Annotated in this window: 11 protein-coding genes and 3 pseudogenes; 8 read left to right on the top strand and 6 right to left on the bottom strand. The window is 56.5% G+C overall.

The window, feature by feature from the left end:
• Positions 1–18 precede the first annotated feature (18 nt).
• Together CFII64_RS28060 and CFII64_RS28055 are read right to left on the bottom strand one after the other, a co-directional pair.
• Positions 19–885 (bottom strand): annotated as a pseudogene (locus tag CFII64_RS28060) (endo alpha-1,4 polygalactosaminidase); the annotation flags it as partial.
• 518 nt (positions 886–1,403) lie between these two features.
• Positions 1,404–2,573, bottom strand: coding sequence for a murein transglycosylase A (locus CFII64_RS28055; RefSeq protein WP_020294270.1), 1,170 nt, complete (start codon positions 2,571–2,573; stop codon positions 1,404–1,406).
• A 279-nt stretch (positions 2,574–2,852) separates the two neighbouring features.
• On the opposite strand from CFII64_RS28055, the gene CFII64_RS28050 reads away from it, so the two are divergent.
• The 5 genes from CFII64_RS28050 (at position 2,853) to CFII64_RS28030 (ending at position 7,082) form a co-directional block, all read left to right on the top strand.
• Positions 2,853–3,506 (top strand): helix-turn-helix domain-containing protein, encoded by a 654-nt coding sequence (locus tag CFII64_RS28050; protein WP_020294269.1) that lies wholly within the window; start codon positions 2,853–2,855, stop codon positions 3,504–3,506.
• 54 nt (positions 3,507–3,560) lie between these two features.
• Positions 3,561–4,310 (top strand): ABC transporter substrate-binding protein, encoded by a 750-nt coding sequence (locus tag CFII64_RS28045; RefSeq protein ID WP_020294268.1) that lies wholly within the window; start codon positions 3,561–3,563, stop codon positions 4,308–4,310.
• An 80-nt stretch (positions 4,311–4,390) separates the two neighbouring features.
• On the top strand, positions 4,391–5,041 hold the full coding sequence (locus CFII64_RS28040; RefSeq protein ID WP_020294267.1) for an amino acid ABC transporter permease: 651 nt from the start codon (positions 4,391–4,393) through the stop codon (positions 5,039–5,041).
• Positions 5,038–5,769, top strand: a complete 732-nt coding sequence (locus tag CFII64_RS28035) for an amino acid ABC transporter ATP-binding protein (protein ID WP_020294266.1) — start codon at positions 5,038–5,040, stop codon at positions 5,767–5,769. Before CFII64_RS28040 ends, CFII64_RS28035 begins: the two co-directional genes overlap by 4 nt.
• Positions 5,770–5,786: 17 nt before the next feature.
• Positions 5,787–7,082, top strand: coding sequence for an FAD-binding oxidoreductase (locus CFII64_RS28030; protein WP_020294265.1), 1,296 nt, complete (start codon positions 5,787–5,789; stop codon positions 7,080–7,082).
• A 3,886-nt stretch (positions 7,083–10,968) separates the two neighbouring features.
• On the opposite strand, the gene CFII64_RS28020 is transcribed toward CFII64_RS28030, so the two are convergent.
• Positions 10,969–11,337 carry a hypothetical protein gene (locus CFII64_RS28020; RefSeq protein WP_156883310.1) on the bottom strand — a complete coding sequence of 123 codons (369 nt, stop codon included), beginning with the start codon at positions 11,335–11,337 and terminating at the stop codon, positions 10,969–10,971.
• Positions 11,338–11,517: 180 nt separating this feature from the next.
• On the bottom strand, positions 11,518–11,898 hold the full coding sequence (locus tag CFII64_RS28015) for a hypothetical protein (RefSeq protein WP_020294262.1): 381 nt from the start codon (positions 11,896–11,898) through the stop codon (positions 11,518–11,520).
• A 281-nt stretch (positions 11,899–12,179) separates the two neighbouring features.
• On the opposite strand from CFII64_RS28015, the gene CFII64_RS30180 reads away from it, so the two are divergent.
• Together CFII64_RS30180 and CFII64_RS28010 are read left to right on the top strand one after the other, a co-directional pair.
• Entirely contained in the window at positions 12,180–12,335 is a 156-nt protein-coding gene (locus CFII64_RS30180; protein WP_020294261.1) for a hypothetical protein, read from the top strand.
• Between the two features lie 159 nt (positions 12,336–12,494).
• Entirely contained in the window at positions 12,495–14,123 is a 1,629-nt protein-coding gene (locus tag CFII64_RS28010; RefSeq protein WP_020294260.1) for a methyl-accepting chemotaxis protein, read from the top strand.
• A gap of 59 nt (positions 14,124–14,182) precedes the next feature.
• Here the strand turns inward: CFII64_RS28010 and CFII64_RS30675 are convergent.
• Positions 14,183–14,617 (bottom strand): annotated as a pseudogene (locus CFII64_RS30675) (methyl-accepting chemotaxis protein); the annotation flags it as partial.
• A 102-nt stretch (positions 14,618–14,719) separates the two neighbouring features.
• Positions 14,720–15,406 (bottom strand): annotated as a pseudogene (locus tag CFII64_RS30670) (PAS domain-containing protein); the annotation flags it as partial.
• A 467-nt stretch (positions 15,407–15,873) separates the two neighbouring features.
• On the opposite strand from CFII64_RS30670, the gene CFII64_RS28000 reads away from it, so the two are divergent.
• Positions 15,874–16,803 (top strand): phytanoyl-CoA dioxygenase family protein, encoded by a 930-nt coding sequence (locus CFII64_RS28000; RefSeq protein ID WP_020294258.1) that lies wholly within the window; start codon positions 15,874–15,876, stop codon positions 16,801–16,803.
• The last annotated feature ends 27 nt before the right edge of the window (positions 16,804–16,830 follow it).

Here is a 16,830-nt window from a genome sequence, read left to right as displayed (position 1 = left end):
CTGACCTGCTTCATGAGTGACTTCGATACTGCCGACGCCCATCGAGCCCAGATCGGGAGGCGCAATGTAGGGCACGAAACCTTCTGCACGCAGGCGCTTGACCAGAAGCCGAGCTTCTTCATGCCGCTCGGCTGGCAGGTAGTCGATGGCCACCAGCGGAATATCCTGGGCGCGCAAAGGTTGCAGCTGAGTTTCCAGCCACTGCCGATCAGCCTCGGGAACCGGGCGAAAACGCTGGTTGGCGGCATCCCAACCGGCATGAATCGACTCCACCGCCACAGCGGCAGCCACACCTTGCAGGTCACGCAACACTTCAAAACCACGGTTGAAAAACAGCTTCAACTGCGGCTGACGTTGATGCAGCTCACGCAACAAGCTGACCAACGCCAGGCGCTGCGCTTCACGCTCCGCTTCGGGCAATAGCTGAAAACTGTCGAGGGTATCGAGAAACAGGCCGGCATAACCCTGGGCGCGCAACGCGGCAGCGCGGCCGAACAAATGCTCACGCCAGGCTGGCGATGCAAGGTTCATGACCTGGCTGTTCCAGGCATTGTTGCGCATGGAACTGACGGCGCCGGACAACGCTGCGGCGTCGAGTTCAGGCTGACCGCCATGAAACTCGCCCACCGAGAGATAAGCGAACGGCAGACCGCCCCGAACGCGCAGTGCTTTGACGTCGGCGGCAGAAAGATGCCCTGGCTCGACCACCGCCCAATCAAACTGAGCCAGCTTGGCAAGCGGTGGTTTATCCGCATACCAGAAGACCACGCTGGAAAACTGCGCGGGTGCTGCCTGAACGCCGGGGACGGGAATAAATACGGTCAAAACAGCCAATAGCTGTTTAACGGCCGAACAGACTCGGGCCCTGCGGGAATCCTTTTCCATAACTCACTCTTGACTGACTGAACCGATAACACGTGTGTGCGTGAAGCGCTCCAGCAGGCGAGCGTTATCGGCACGCGAATGGAGAAAATCATCCATACGAAAGGCGTGATAAGTCGTGAGAGCAGAGCAAGCAAGGCTATGGCGGAAGGCCATTAGCTAGTGGCGCAATGGTTATTTAAACCCGGATTACTGTCAATCTTTTGTCTTTATTTATTAGAAAGTTACGACCAGCGGCAAACCGAAAATAGTCGCCATTTTTTTGGCGTGACAAGTTTAGAACTTCCACATGTGCATTCGTTCAGGTTTGGTGTGGCTGATCGATAGCATGGGAGAGTGTCCGAATATTTCGTTGAGCAGGCCAATAGCTAGCTATATAGCTATCTAGCAGTGCTCGGGATTCGTAGGACCGGCTTCAGCCGGGAGGGCGAGAGTTCTGACGACGAATCCGTTACGGATGGACTGGCCTCCTCCCGGCTGAAGCCAGTCCTACAGGATGCATTGCAGATTTATATCCCGCTTCAACCCGCCGGCAACGCCATCCCTTTGGGCCACAGCAGCCAGATATTGCCCTTCTGCTTCATGTCGCCCGCCAGGTGGCCGGCTTCTTCGCCGGTGCCCCAGAACAGATCGGCGCGCACTTCGCCAGCGATGGCACCGCCGGTGTCTTGTGCTGCGACCGGACGCACCAGGCTGCTGCCGTCGGGGCGCGTGGTGGATAGCCAGAGCAGGCTGCCCAACGGAATAACCTTGCGATCAATCGCCACGCTGTAACCGGCGGTCAGCGGCACGTTGAGCGAACCGCGCGGGCCTTCGTTGCTGTCCGGGTTGCGGGCGAAAAACACGTAACTCGGGTTGCTCGCCAACAGCTCGTTGATGCGCTCCGGATGCGCCTTGGCCCAGGCACTGATGGCGCCCATGGTCACGTCTTCTTTCTTCAACTCGCCCTGCTCCACCAGCCAGCGACCAATCGCTCGATAAGGACGACCGTTCTGATCGGCATAACCGATGCGCAACTGCTGACCGTCTTCCAGACGAACCCGACCCGAACCCTGGATTTGCAGAAACTGCAGGTCCATCGGGTCGGTCAGCCAGGCAACGACCGGCGCATTAAGGCCCTGACTGGTGATGGTCGCTGCGTCGTCATAAGGCTTGAGCACTCGACCTTCGAGCCTGCCGCGCAAGCGCTTGCCCTTGAGCTCGGGATAAATGCTGTCCAGGTTCACCACGATCAGATCGTCGGGCACGCCGTACACCGGCACCGGGGTGTGTGGCGTCTGGGTCAGGCTGCCGGGATAGACCGGCTCGTAATAGCCGGTGATCAAACCGTCAGTGCTGCCCGCCGCGGAACGCAGGACGTAAACCTGCAACTGGGCCTGCAGGAAGGTGCGGATGTCCGCACCGCTGGGCGTCGCCGCGAGCGTGCTGGCCGCCGCGCAGGTCGCGCCCCAGACCGCATCGGCCTTGAGTCGCACACAAGCGCTGCGCCATGAAGCGAAACCGGCCTGCAAATCGCTGTCGGTAACGGCTGGCAACACATCCCATCCGGCCTGGGTGTAAGTGGTGTGCGGCGGCGCGGGTGTCGGCGGGGTGGACGTTGGGGGTTTTTCGCTGTTGTCGCAAGCGCTGAGGAACACCGCCAGTGCAGCCCAGGCCAGACCGTTACGCCAGTGTGTGAAGAAAGGTGTCATGTGCAGTGCGGTTCTCGTGGAGCGACTTTTGGCCAGCAAGGGTACTCAATGCACGAGCAATGCAAAAGCGTTGATCTGCGGCCGCGCCATAACAAGGCAGGGACGCCCCGGCGATGTGCAGCGGCCGGGTCTTCCAGGCGCAATCAACCTGTCAGCGAGTGACCCAGGCGCCCCGCTATTCCCGGCGCTCACGTCGAAAAAAGCCTGAATGGGCGCTCTCGAAAACTGAATTGGCCCGCGTATTGCTTTGTGTAATTTACACAACTGTGAAAGTTACACATGACCATGCCAACGACCAGCCCCGACATAGCGCCCGTTTTGCCGACCGATGAAACCTCGGCTTCCGCGCACCGAATCAACTCGATCATCGATCTCTGGTTGGGCGAACAACTGCGTCAGCGGCGCAAGGCGCTGGACAAACCGCTGCGCCAGGTGGCGCTGGCATCGGGCATTTCCGTGAGCCTGTTGAGCCAGATCGAACGCGGCTTGCGCTCAATCTCGCTGCGCACCCTGAGCGCGCTGGCGCAAGAACTGAACATCCCGCTGGAAACCCTGATCCGCAACTCCCAGCCCCGGGACAACGAAACCGCGGGGGCCGTGGTGCGCGCGGGTTTTCACACCGGCATCGACCTGGCGGACAAGGGCATCCAGAAGGTCAACCTGACCCCGCCCGCCGCTCGCGGCAACGTGCAGATGTATCGCGCCGTGATTGCGCCGGGCGGCTCGACCGGCAACGAGTTGTTTTTCACCCACACCGGTGAGCAGGTCGGCTACGTGGTGCAGGGCCAGCTGGAGCTGTGCATTCATGACCAGCTGTTGCGGCTCAACACCGGCGACAGTTTTTGCTACGACGGCAGCACGCCACGCCGCTGGCGCAATCCGGGCATCACCGAAACCATCGTCATGTGGAGCGTCACGCACATCAGCAAATAGGCGACGGCAGAACAGAGATTGTTGGGAACACACCTAATCACTTGAGGAACGCATATGAAAAATCCATTGGCACTCGCCACATTGTTCTGCGCGCTGACCCTGACGTTCACCAGCGCAGCCCAGGCTGCAACGCTCAAGGTCGCCTCGACACCCACCGGCAGCCCGTTCACCTTCCTGAACACCAAGACCAACAGCGTCGAAGGCGTGATGGTTGACATCGTCAATGCCGTCTCCAAAAAAGCCGGTTTTGAAGTGCAGATCGAACCGATGCCGTTTGCCTCGCTGATCGGCTCCCTGACGTCCAAGCGCGTGGATCTGATCTCCGCTGCGATGTTCATCACCCCGGCACGGCAACAGGTCGTGGACTTTTCCAGCCCGGTCTACAGCTATGGCGAAGGCGTTGTCGCGCCCAACAGCGACACCACGGCCTACACCAGTTTCGAAGAAATGAAAGGCAAAAAGGTCGGCGTGCAAGTGGGCACCGCCTTTGTCGAGCCGCTGCAAAAGAGCGGGCTGTTCAGCGAAGTCAAACTCTACGAAACCACCGCCGACTTGATGCGCGACGCCAACGCGGGTCGCATCGACATCGGCGTGCTGGATTACCCGATTGCGGCCTACGCCATCAATCAGAAGGTGTTCCCGGCCCTGCATCTGGTGACCACCTATAAGGCAACCATGCCCAACAACATCGGCATCGCCGGCCGCAAGGGCGACACCGAATTGATGGGCAAGATCAACACCGCGCTGGCTGAACTCAAGGCTGACGGCAGTATCGACACGATCCTCAAGAAGTGGGGTCTGTAAGCACGCTTCGCAGTGCCCGGCGCGCTGCCTTGCGCAGCGTGCCGCGCGCGTTCCCTGCACCCTGACCCGAGTAGTCGATCATGTCCGAGTTCCTGACCCAATCCTGGCAATTTCTGCCCATTCTTCTGCAGGGCGCGTGGCTGACCATTCAGGTGACCATCGGCTCGCTGCTGCTGTCCACCGTGCTGGGCCTGGTCTGGGCGGCCATGCGCGTATCGGGCGTGCCGGTCCTGGCGTGGATCAGCTCCGCGATCATCAACCTGCTGCGCGGCATTCCGATCATCGTGCTGCTGTTCTACATCTATTTCGTGATGCCGGATTTCGGCATCACCATGAGCGCCCTGCAAGCCGGCATCATCGGTCTGGGCATCGCTTATTCGGCGTATCAGGCCGAGAACTTTCGCGCCGGGATCGAAGCGGTGGACCGTGGCCAGCTTGAAGCCGCGCAGTCCATGGGCATGGGATGGTGGCTGATGATGCGCCGCGCCGTGTTGCCCCAGGCAGTGAAAATCGTTCTGCCGCCTTACGGCAACACCATGATCATGATGCTCAAGGATTCGTCCCAGGCCTCGACCATCACCGTTGCCGAGTTGGCCCTGCAAGGCAAGCTGATCGCCACCTCGACCTTCCAGAACGCCACGGTGTTTACCCTGGTCGCGCTGCTTTATCTGATCATGTGCGTGCCGCTCATTCTGCTGGTGCGTCACTTCGAAAAACGGGGGAGCAAATGATCGAGATCCGTGCACTGCGCAAATCCTATGGCGACCTGCAAGTCATCAAGGGCATCGATGCCTCGGTAGCCAAAGGTGAAGTGATCTGCATCGTCGGCCCGTCGGGCTCGGGCAAATCCACCATCCTGCGCTGCATCAATGGCCTGGAAAGCTACGAAGGAGGCGTGATCGACATCGACGGCATCAAGGTCGACCGCAAGGCGCCGACCATCAAGGCGATCCGCACTGAAGTGGCCATGGTGTTCCAGCGCTTCAACCTGTTCCCTCATCGCACGGTGCTGGAGAACGTGATCGAAGGGCCGATCTACGTCAAAAAGGAAGACCGCAAACAGGCCACCGAACACGCCATGGAGCTGCTTTACAGCGTCGGCCTGGCCGAAAAAGCCGAAGCCTTTCCGGCGCAGTTGTCCGGCGGTCAGCAACAGCGCATCGCCATTGCACGCGCGTTGGCGATGCGGCCCAAGGCGATTCTGTTCGATGAGCCCACCTCGGCACTCGACCCGGAACTGGTGGGCGACGTGCTGGACGTGATGCGCCGCCTGGCCGAAACGGGCATGACCATGGTGGTGGTCACCCACGAAATGCAATTTGCCCGGGAAGTCGCCGATCGCGTGCTGTTCATCGACCAAGGCGTGGTGGTCGAGCAAGGCCCGTCCGCCGAGGTCCTGAACAATCCGCAACACCTTCGCACTCAGGATTTCCTGCGGCGCGTCCTTCATCCGATGTAAGCGCGAGGTTCGCTGCAATGACCCGTACATACTTTCCATTGGCCCCTTCGCTGTGGGCCGCCACGGCAGTTGAAGCACCCCCGAGCGAGCCGTTGGCGCAGGACATGCAAGCCGACGTGGTGATCGTTGGTGCCGGATTCTGTGGTTTGAGCACGGCGCTGCATCTGGCCGAACAAGGCGTTCGGGTGGCGGTGCTCGAAGCCCAGGAAGTCGGCTTCGGCGGTTCCGGTCGCAACGGCGGCCAGGTGATTCCCGGCCTGAAATATGACCCCAGTGAACTGATCGCCAAGCTGGGCGCGGACCAAGCCCAGCCCTTGATCGACTTCGCCGCCGGCACCGTGGACGCGGTGTTCAACCTGATCGACAAGCATCAGATGGACGTGCCCCGCGTGCGCAACGGCTGGATTCAGGGCTCGCACACGCCCGCCGCCCTGAAGCTGGCGGAACGCCGCGTGCGTGACTGGAACGCCCAGGGCGTCGCCGCGCGGTTTCTTGAGCGTGACGAAACCGCGCGCCTGCTCGGCACCGACAAGTATCACGGCGGCTGGCTCGACCCACGTGGCGGCGGCATTCAGCCGTTGAGCTATGCCCGAGGCCTGGCCCGCGCCGCGCTGGCCGCCGGGGTGCAGATTTACACGCGCTCGCCGGTCACCGAACTCAACAACAGCGGCGGCAAATGGCAGGTCAAGACCGCGCAAGGCTGTCAGGTTTCAGCAGAGCGCGTGGTGCTGTGCACCAACGGCTACACCGACAATCTGTGGCCGTCGCTGAGCAAAACCATCATCGATGCCAACTCGTTCCAGATCGCCACCGAACCGCTGCCGGAAGCCGTGCGCCGCACGATTCTGCCCGAAGGCCATGTGTCCTCGGACGCGCGCAACCTGTTGCTGTATTACCGCATTGATCACACCGGGCGGTTGATGCTGGGCGGACGCGGCACCTTTCAAGACCCGGACCCGTCGCGCAAGGATCACTGGTCGCATCTGGAAAGCGCAGTCCAAAAACTGTTCCCGCAAACCGCAGGCATTCCGATTGCCTACCGCTGGTGTGGGCGCGTGGCGATTACCCGGGATTACTTTCCGCACATCCACGAACCGGCGCCGGGGCTGCTCATCGACATCGGTTGCCAGGGGCGCGGCGTCGGCCTGCAAACCCGCATGGGCCAGGCGCTGGCCAGTTACGTGCACAGCGGCGATCGCAACGTGTTGCCGGTGGCGCCAACGGACATCAAGGCGTTCCCGTTGTATGGCCTGCGCAGGGCGTACGTCGCGGCGGCCATTGCCTGGTACAAGATGACCGATGGCGGGCTTTGATTGCAGACAAAAGGACGTGAGGTTTGTAGTCAAACCTTATGCTGCGAGAGAAACCTCCAAGGTCAGTACGCAATTGCCCACCACAAGCTTTGGGTCAGCAACCAGCGCAAATCGGGCTACAAAAGGCGCTGCGCGGCATAATCTAAACACGTTTGCGTGCAACATTGGCATCGTTGCGACGCAAAGGCACACGGTAGCAGGCACTCCAAGATGACTAGAGCTTCGGATAGCCAGCCTCCGCCTACAGCCCCTCTGCGCAATGGCCGTGGCATTGGAGATAGTCTGAAAACGTAATCATTAACCCACTAGCCATCTGTTCTCTGTCGAAGGAGCGATCCATTGGACACGGCGTATCGCAACAGCATTGCCAGTATTGCCGGTCACTCTATTTAGCGCCTCGCTCTCAGAGATGCACCGATATATGCCAAGAAACAGCTAGGCGTCAATCTATGAGAAGACGGCGTCTGTTCCGCTCGAGTGCGCAGCACTAGGTCAAAGCTTTCCTCCCAGTTGAAGACCCTTGGTATCGCATGAGTGCCGAGGCGAGCGGGATTCGTTAATTTGGGTGGCTGGTTCTTACGGATATCTGCTTCGGTTTTATCAGCAGCTCGGGGCTAGACCTAGTCTAGGTGTAGATCAGGCTTAGGAGTTTGTGAACAGCGTGGGGCGAATAATTGACCAATCGCTGGTAATCAGGAAAACGAAACACATGACGCCAGACGCATATTTTCGAAGACACAAGGCAAGACTATGGCCTATGAGACCCAAGGTTAGTTTGTCAGTGCGTAGCCCGATTACGATGTGTTTCACTACGCAGGCCATACACCAGGCGAGGAGATGTTAAAGCGACTAAGTGAAAACTTCCCATTTTAACTCAAATATTCTACCGCATGGCGTGCCTCATTTAAATCGCTGGCGTGACGGGCCTCACTTCAGGCACGCCTTGCTACACCTTAATCATCGTCGGGCATGAACTTAATCTTAACTAAGCTGTTCAATGTCAATGTTGTTCAGAGCCGTCTCCAAACTGATGTGACCATTTCCGGTGATTTCATATGCAGCACTCAAGCCATAATTAAAGATGTAATCATCTCTATAAGTCAACAGTACTTCATACCAACGATATCAATGATATCAATGATATTTATTCGCAGATTGAGTACTCGCTTCTCCTTTCATACTCATTCAGGGTTACAAAAAGATACCTTCGAGATTTTACACCACGGCCAGTTTGTATGCAGCACAACTTTTAGTATTATGATTTTTTATTAGGTGTAAATTTTAGATAAAACTATCAACAGCTATTTGTTATCCTAGTAACTTCTGAATCAGTTGCCGTGTCTCTTTCCAATCACTTATGACGGTGGAGATTTTCTTCTGATGCTTAAATATTTCAGACGAGTGCCGGCCTAGTTTGCAATGTGAAATCAAATCCTCAGTAAGCCACGGTGTAGGCAAACGATTTCTTTGCCGATTCGCTGCCTGCTCGACCTCCGCTGCATCAGGCGGCCGCCCTAAGGATTTTTCTAGTTTCTCCATTAGCCTTTGCTTTGCTAGGACCTGCTTGTATGTCTGAACATCCTTACTGGATCGTCCGCCTGTGCGCCGATTGAAATTGACGATCACCCTAAACTTCGGTTCAGCGGGTGAAAGGAGGTCTGAATTCGAGCAATCCCTCCGGCAGATGATTGAGTTGAATCTTACCGGTTGTCTCGCTGCATTGAACTCGAAAACGAGGTCATTTAATTCAGTGTCGAGTTTCAGAAATCTTTCAACGACCGTTGTGGCCCTTATGCTCGCCTTCTCTGTCAGCCCACCTATTGCCGTAATCCAATGATCAAATCCCGAGCGAATCGCTGGCCGGTTTAGAAAGTCGAGTGCCTCGCCAGGGAGTGTATTGATCCATCTCACGGCTTGATCGGCGTTCAAGAAAAAGGTGTCGACGTCTTTTGTGAATTGTCGCGCAGCTCGGATGCCTAGGATTGGGGTCATCAGTTCTGTCCGCCTCGATCGCTCTCGAAGCGAGAATTTCGTCATAGCGCCCACATCTAGGCGAGTGTCCAAAAGAAGGTACAACTCGATTGGCGAGACCTTCATTTTGTTCGTGTGGGGACTCCACGTGCAAAAAAGTGAAGCACGCGGCCGGTGCAACCTCGCGCGATCCGACTCCAAATGTCCTCGTACTCTTTCTATATTTTCGGTTAGCCGCTCCTTGCAAAAGGTCATGTGATCGATCAACCCAGTTAGTGAATTAAACCTGCGCTCAGTAGCAACGCTCAACTTCTCAATAAACGGATCGAGTAGTGTCTTGTCGCGAACATTCTTTGACATTATGAATTCTCACAAAACACTTACTTTTGGTCGCATTGGTTGCAATGGGTGCGCTCTATGACCCTTTGCGGCACCGTTGATGCCCATTGGCACCCTTTGCAGCACCCTCAAGGCACCATCACAGCACCATTGCGGCACCCATTCATTCTCCAGCGGCGTTCGCAAAGAGTTGCAATGCCCCTTCAAACCAGCGCCATAGGTGCCCTTCACTTCCCATCAGCACCCTGTCATTTCCCTTCAGCACCCCGACATTTCCTTTCGCGTCACCCATTTAAAGGGATGAGCCTGAGAACGACCGGATTTGGTTGCATTTAGGTGTTTTATGCGTCCAAAGGTGCAAAAATGGAGCTCGAAGGGACACCAGCTAAGGGCGTTTTGCTTCGGGGTAAAATGCTTACATCCCCGTCTAATGTAATTATACACACATAGCGCTATTTTGTTTTGGCTTCGTTGAGGTTCCTTCATGCAACCAAAATCCAAAAATAAGCTTAAAATCCTCAGGATCTGGCTTTCTGAACCTCAGGAAGTGCTTCGCTCTTCGGAGATCTCTTTCTTGAGCCGCGAGACAAGTAGGAGGGTCAGTAGCCACAGAATCGATGGCTGTAGCGCGAACCAAAAACCCAAAAAATCAAAAAATCAAAAAATCAAAACAGGACGCTCCAATCCGCGGCCGTGTTCAATTTTCAAACTTTAGTTAAGGGGCAGAATTCATACTGGCTTGTCGTGCTATTGAACCGCTCCACTGAAGCTCATCGATGTGGCTGTATTTGCACCACTCTCGCGGTACAAAGTTACTGTGGAACTCGAGACAATCCTTTACCGTAGGTCGTCAAGAGCAAGAGCGCGACGGGGTCCAGGCTGTCCCACGGTAACTGTCCTGTCAGCAGCGCAAGAAGGGCACATCCGGTGTGCCGATCCCTGACGTTCACTTGCGGGGCCTTTTTCGGATCAGGTGTTAAATTCGGCTACAACAAGCACCCAATCCCATTCTGACTTCGACATCAGAACATCAAATCGCATAGCGTCCTCCAAGCAAGCGGCTGGCTTGCACCTTGAAAAACACCTCTGACGACTGCGTAACCGTAGTTGTAAATAGACTGATAGATTAATTAAGCTGGTAGCAACGCCATCCTAATCGGCACGTGACGCGCGAGCTGCAGCGGCGTTGGCTTACCAGACCTATCGCTGGTCCCGCTCCCAATCTACAGGACCGTTTTGACATACCTCAACGCACCGGATATCACCATTATCGCCATGGTTAAAAACCATCTGAAAACTCTTGTCCGTAGATTTAGTCAGCACGAGACGATTAGCATTCTGCTCAACAAGCATAGGTATAGGTGCCAACGGCTTTGTAAAGGGTTGGGCAATGGTTAATGCGCCTAGCGAGCCCTTTACATGTATGATAACAAGGGTAGCTATCGGACCTACACCAATGTGGGCCGTGTATATTCCATTGAAGCTGGGTTCAGCCGAGCAGGCTGTCAATGGCATCATTGAAATAAGCCTTAAAAAGGCTGTCAATGGAATACATCGCTTGTCCATGATTTTCAGCCTAGAAGTCACTGTTCTTGATAATTTTCTGCCAAGCCTTTGGTAAACCTGTCCCGAAACCACAGTTCAAGCACTCTAGGTCTTTCTCGTTAACCGACCGTGAAAACGCGAAGGTTTTTCCACGGTTGTTTGTAATCAAAAGCTTTTCGCTCTTATCCTCCACGGTGAAATCTTCCTCAGAAAGTACAATTTTTCGGATGATGTCCACTTTCGTGGCGTACGCTTTTCTTCCTGTGACCTCGAGCACTATTAACGGCCCAAGAAAACCATCCAGTGCACGGTAAGTACCCTCGTAGGCATTGCCACAACCGATTAACAAGCTGAATGAGGAGGCTATCGCTGCACAAGCCATTACACGTTTCGATTTCACTTCTGCAATCCTCTGAAAACTGGGCGGTGTCTAATGATCGACGCTGACGATCAGTGGCAGAACCCCTGACGAGATTTTTTTAATTAAAAACGGGAAGTGAGTGCTTATGATCCAACACTCCCATATCAGCAGAACAGCATATCGCGCTGACTCATGCTTACGAAGCGGCGTACAGTCAGGTCAAGCCCTTCCGACATAATCGACATTAACTTTCGGAAGCGCATTGATCCGCGATTGGTGCCAGTGAGCATGGATATCAACTAAGCGATCGTCCATATGGTTGCGACGATTGAGCTCCGCCGTGACCAGATACCAGTTGACTGTGTCCAGATTTGGAGTTTCAAACAGCCGAACCTCAATGGGTGTTTCTTCATCCCAATCAAACGCGCCGATACCAGTCAGTTGAGGCCGAGGATGAAATGGGTCACCCCGGGTGACCCACACAAGGCCAGGCAGAATGGCCAAGCCGTCAAACAGGTACCGAAGATCAACGGGGGAGTCCCATATGTTCCCGTAATTGGTCGTTAAGTAGTCGTCAAAAGACAAGCTCATAGGATCCATCGCATCATCTCCGCGCAGTGAAAATCCATAGAAGCAGGGTTTACCCCGTGCCAGAATCCCTTTAGCAATCACAATATTGGGGTTTTATATTGGCTCTTACATATCAATTCTGAAAATATTGCTCGTCGCCTGACCGGGAGCCCTTTGCTGCGCTCGTTACGAAGCGTTTGATGCTTACCAGAATTACTTTCCTCACATCCACGAACCGGCGCCGGGCCTGCTCATCGACATCGGTTGCCAAGGCCGCGGCGTAGGCCTGCAAAGCCGCATGGGCCAGTTACGTGCACAGCGGCGATCGCAGCGTGTTGCCGGTGGTGCCAACGGACATCAAGGCGTTCCCGTTGTATGGCCTGCACCGCGCTTATGTCGCGGCGGCGATTGCATGGTACAAGATGACGGATGGCGTTGGATCCAAGCGTCAGCGGGCAGCCCACTGAGCACAGCATGGTTGCGCGTTAACCCACAGCAAATGTCCTGTTCGCAAAATACGAACACGAGAATGCGCCCGGCGCCTAATGGATAAAGGCTTCGGGCCGATAGGCCGACAACTGTCGCGGTGCTCACCGCATAATTGACAACAATAAAAGGCCTTCACCATGTTGCTGAGACGTCTGAAAGTCGGTCCCCGTGCGGCGCTGGGATTTTCCGCTGTCGCACTGCTTGTGATCATCCTCGGGCTATTTGCCCAGAGCCAGATGCAGACTATTCGCAATGGCACCGTGGAGGTGCTGGACAACACGCTCCCCAGCTTTGTCGCCCTGGGCTCGATCAGCGACAGAATGCTGCGCCTGCGGATCATCTCTTTCCGGATTCTGGTAGACCGCGAAGAAAGCCAATTGCGCGGCAGCATCAGTCGCGGCGACGAACTGATTGCCGAGCTGGGCAAGGCGCTGGATAGCTATGCCGCGCTGATCAACAGCGACAACGAAAAAGCCCAGTTCGCGCTGTTCAAGGAGGTCCTCGCCGACTACGTGCGCATTCATAAGCAACTGGTGGAAAAATCCGCCACCGGCGATATCGAAGCTGTGCGCGCCCTGCTGGGCGGCGACTACACCAAGTACTCGGTCAAACTCGGCGCGCAACTCAACGAACTGATCAAGCTCAACACCAGTGCCGCACAATCGTTCGCGACGGTTTCACAGAGCCAGTACGAACGCTCCAATATCGGCGTGATGCTGTCGATGGCATTGGCGGTCGCCTTGACCATCGTCCTCGCCACCCTCTTCACCCGCAGCATCGTCGCCCCATTGCGCGAAGCCGTGCAGGCAGCTGAAGCGATCGCGGGCGGCGACCTGTCGCGGCCTATCAAGGTAGAAGGTAACGATGAACCAGCGCGCTTGCTCGATGCACTGCACAGCATGCAGCAGAGCCTGAAAAATACCATTTTGCATATTGTCGATTCGTCGACCCAGCTGGCGTCCGCCGCCGAAGAACTCAATGCGGTGACCGAGAATGCGGGCAAGGTATTGCAGCAGCAGAATCAGGAAATAGAGCAGGCCGCGACGGCCGTCAACGAAATGACCGCGGCAGTGGACGAGGTTGCCAGCAACGCCACCGCGACGTCCGTGGCCTCGCGAACCGCTGACCAAAGCGCCAGCAATGGCCGCGACCAAGTGGACCAGACCATTGCCGCGATTCATCAAGTGGCACAAAACGCCGGCACCACCGTCAGCCAGGTCACGCAACTGGCCGAGCGCGTGCACGGCATCAGTTCGGTTCTCGACGTGATCCGTTCCATTGCCGAACAGACCAACTTGCTGGCGCTCAACGCCGCTATTGAAGCCGCACGGGCAGGCGATGCCGGACGTGGCTTCGCGGTGGTGGCGGACGAGGTTCGCGCCCTGGCCCATCGCACGCAGCAGTCGACCCACGAAATCGAACAGATGATCGCCGGCACCCGCAAAGACACCGAGCAAACAATGGCGGCAATGAGCACCAGCAATCAGCGGGTTCAGGAAACCCTGGAAATCGCCAGCGCGGCGGGCCAGGCACTGCAACAAATCACCGAGGCGTTCAGCCAGATCACCGAGCGCAACCTGGTCATCGCCAGTGCCTCGGAAGAACAGGCCCAGGTTGCCCGCGAAGTGGATCGCAATCTGGTCAATATCCGCGACCTCGCCATGCAAACCTCCACAGGCGCGCACCAGACCAACGTAGCCAGCCAGGAACTGGCACGGCTGGCGGTGGACCTGAGCGCGCTGGTCACGCGCTTCAAGCTGGCCTGATCCGGTTACTCGACAATGGCAGGCGCGGAGCCTGCCGTTGTGCTCGCCTGGCGTACCGGTTACTTCAACTGATTGGCAAAACGCCCCACTGCGTTGACCACTTGTTTGGCGCCTTCCTGGATCTCGACGATCACCGCGCCAGCATCGTTGGCCAGCCCGAGGCCTTGTTCGGCCTGGCCTCGACTGTTGGCCATGCCGCGCACCGCTTCATCGACCAGCGCCTGGTTCTGCTGTACGACGTTGACGATTTCTTCGGTCGCCGCACTGGTGCGTCCGGCCAGTTGCCGAACCTCATCGGCGACCACCGCAAAGCCCCTGCCCTGCTCGCCCGCCCGCGCCGCTTCGATGGCGGCATTGAGCGCCAGCAGGTTGGTTTGCTGGGCGATGCCGCCAATGGTTTGCACAATGGAGCTGATCAACAGCGACTGTTTGCCCAACGCTTCGATGCCTTCGGACGCGGACTGCATTTCTTCGGAGATCTGGCGCATGGTCTGCACCGTCTCCTGAACCACCGTGGCCCCGCGCTGGGCGCTCAGGTCGGTTTGCTGGGAAATCTCGAAAGCGATGCCTGCCGCGTCCGCGACTTCGGCTTCACGCTCGACCTGATCGGTCACCACCGTGGCGAACTTGACCACTTTGTAGAGTTTGCCCTGCGTGTCATGGACCGGGTTATACGTCGCTTCCAGCCACACCACGCGCCCGCTGCTGTCGACTCGCTTGAAGCGATTGGCGACAAACTCGCCACGGTTCAGGGTCGCCCAAAACTCTTTGTACTGGCTCGATGCCGTTTCCTGCGGGTCGCAAAACAGGCTGTGGTGCTTGCCTTTGATTTGCGCAAGGTTGTAGCCCATCCCGCGCAAAAACTGATCGTTGGCGGTCAGCACATGCCCACCCAGATCGAACTCGATCACCGCTGTTGAACGCAGCAACGCCTGAATGAAGCCCGCGTTTTCAGTCGCCAGCTCAATCGCCGGGGTAATGTCCGTGCCAAAGAAGCGGATCAACGACAACTCGCCGTCCTCACCCATGATCGGATACCAGATGGCCCGAACCCAGGCCAGGCTGCCGTCCTGCCGCAGGAAACGGTAGTTGTCGACAATGGACTCGCCGGTATCGATAGCCGCGCGCAGATTGCGATAGCAATCGAGCTGCTTGACGTAAGCCGGCACGATCTCATCCAGCGCGCGCCCCACCAGACGCTCAGCGGTATAGCCCAGCGCGTTGAGGAAATTGGCATTGGCGTAAGTGATGCGAAAACTCGCATCCAGGATCACCGACAGCATTTGCGCGTCCATGCCCGTTTCCATTTGTTTGTAGACAGACAGCTCGGCTTCTCGCGCCTGCAATTCCTTTTTCAAGCGGGTGTTGAACATGGCGTCACCGATCCTGATTGAGTACTCACGAAATATCGGCATTGGGCAAAGAAACTGAATGTCTCTTCGTCCGAATGCAAATTAACTTATAGACACTCAAATGGATGCGCGCTCAAAAAAACCTGCGCTATCAAAGCGCGGGCTTCCTATTGCGTATCTCGTCCTTTGTGGGAGAGGACTTGTCCTCGATAAGGCCAGCCGAGCAGCCTCAATCTGCCTGATGCAGCTTCAGTGCCTGCGTCAACGCTTTCCCGGACAAGTCCGGTCCCACTGAATCGTGCAAACCCGCAGGGATATTTTCACCCACCCCCCGTCAGTTTCATCAAAACCTGCCGATAATATTCAGACGCATTGGGGGACCAAGGAGCAGACGCAGTATGCAGACCTACATCGACAACCTCACAGAACAAGGTGTATGTCTGTTTGGGGAGATTCTGGACGTGAATCAGACTCAGGAGCTGTATCAGCAAATGATCTCGACACGGGCGTTCGGTCCGGGTCTGTTCATGGAAGAGGCCGAGTATCTCGCTCAAGAAAACCACTTCAACGCCAATCCGACCAAAACGTTCAACTTCCTCAACGCGTTTGAACCGCAACTGCTATTTATCGAGCAAGACCCGATCCTGACTGGGGTTCTCGGCAAAGTGCTGGGTGATGACTATGAGGTGGTGATAAAGAAAGCGGTTTGCGGTGTACCCGATGCCTGGCTTCCGCAATGGGTACGAGCAAGGATTCACGACGTCAACGTGGCAAACCTGGGGCCTTATATTCGCAAGCCGTTTCGCGACATTACCTATTTTCGTGGCATCGACTTTCACCAGGACATCATCGATTGGCCACAAGGTCGCGTCGAACTGGATCCGTCGTCATTTCTGACACTTTATGTGTATCTGCATGAAGTGACCGAGCGTGATTCCCCTCTGCACCTGCTACCCGGCTCGCATCGTTTGGGCGCGACGTTGTTTCCCCATCGGTTGGAATGCCTGGGGGATGACCGTTGGACGTATGAAGACGATCACGGTCAGCAGATCGAGTGCCGGGATCACACCCTGGCAGGCGGTCCGGGTTATGTAGGCCTTTGGCACAACTGTATGTTGCACGGTACCCGTCCACTGGATGATGAATCCGATCGTTTTCGATTGTCATTGCGCTACTTGATAGGCAAGTCTAACGACCATAAAGGCTCGACGGCTATCAACAAGATAAACGACACCCTCCAGGGTGAACTCAGGCCGATCAGAACCCGCCGGGACCTGGATGCCAACGGCGTTGCCCAAATCAAAGGCAATATCATCAATAACGCCTAGGCGTGTGCCGGACAACAGGCTAGCCAT

Source organism: Pseudomonas sp. CFII64 (assembly GCF_000416235.1).
In the GTDB taxonomy this organism is placed as follows: Bacteria; Pseudomonadota; Gammaproteobacteria; order Pseudomonadales; family Pseudomonadaceae; genus Aquipseudomonas.
The sequence above is the reverse complement of the archived record's forward strand: the minus strand, read 5'-3'. Positions and strand labels throughout refer to the sequence as shown.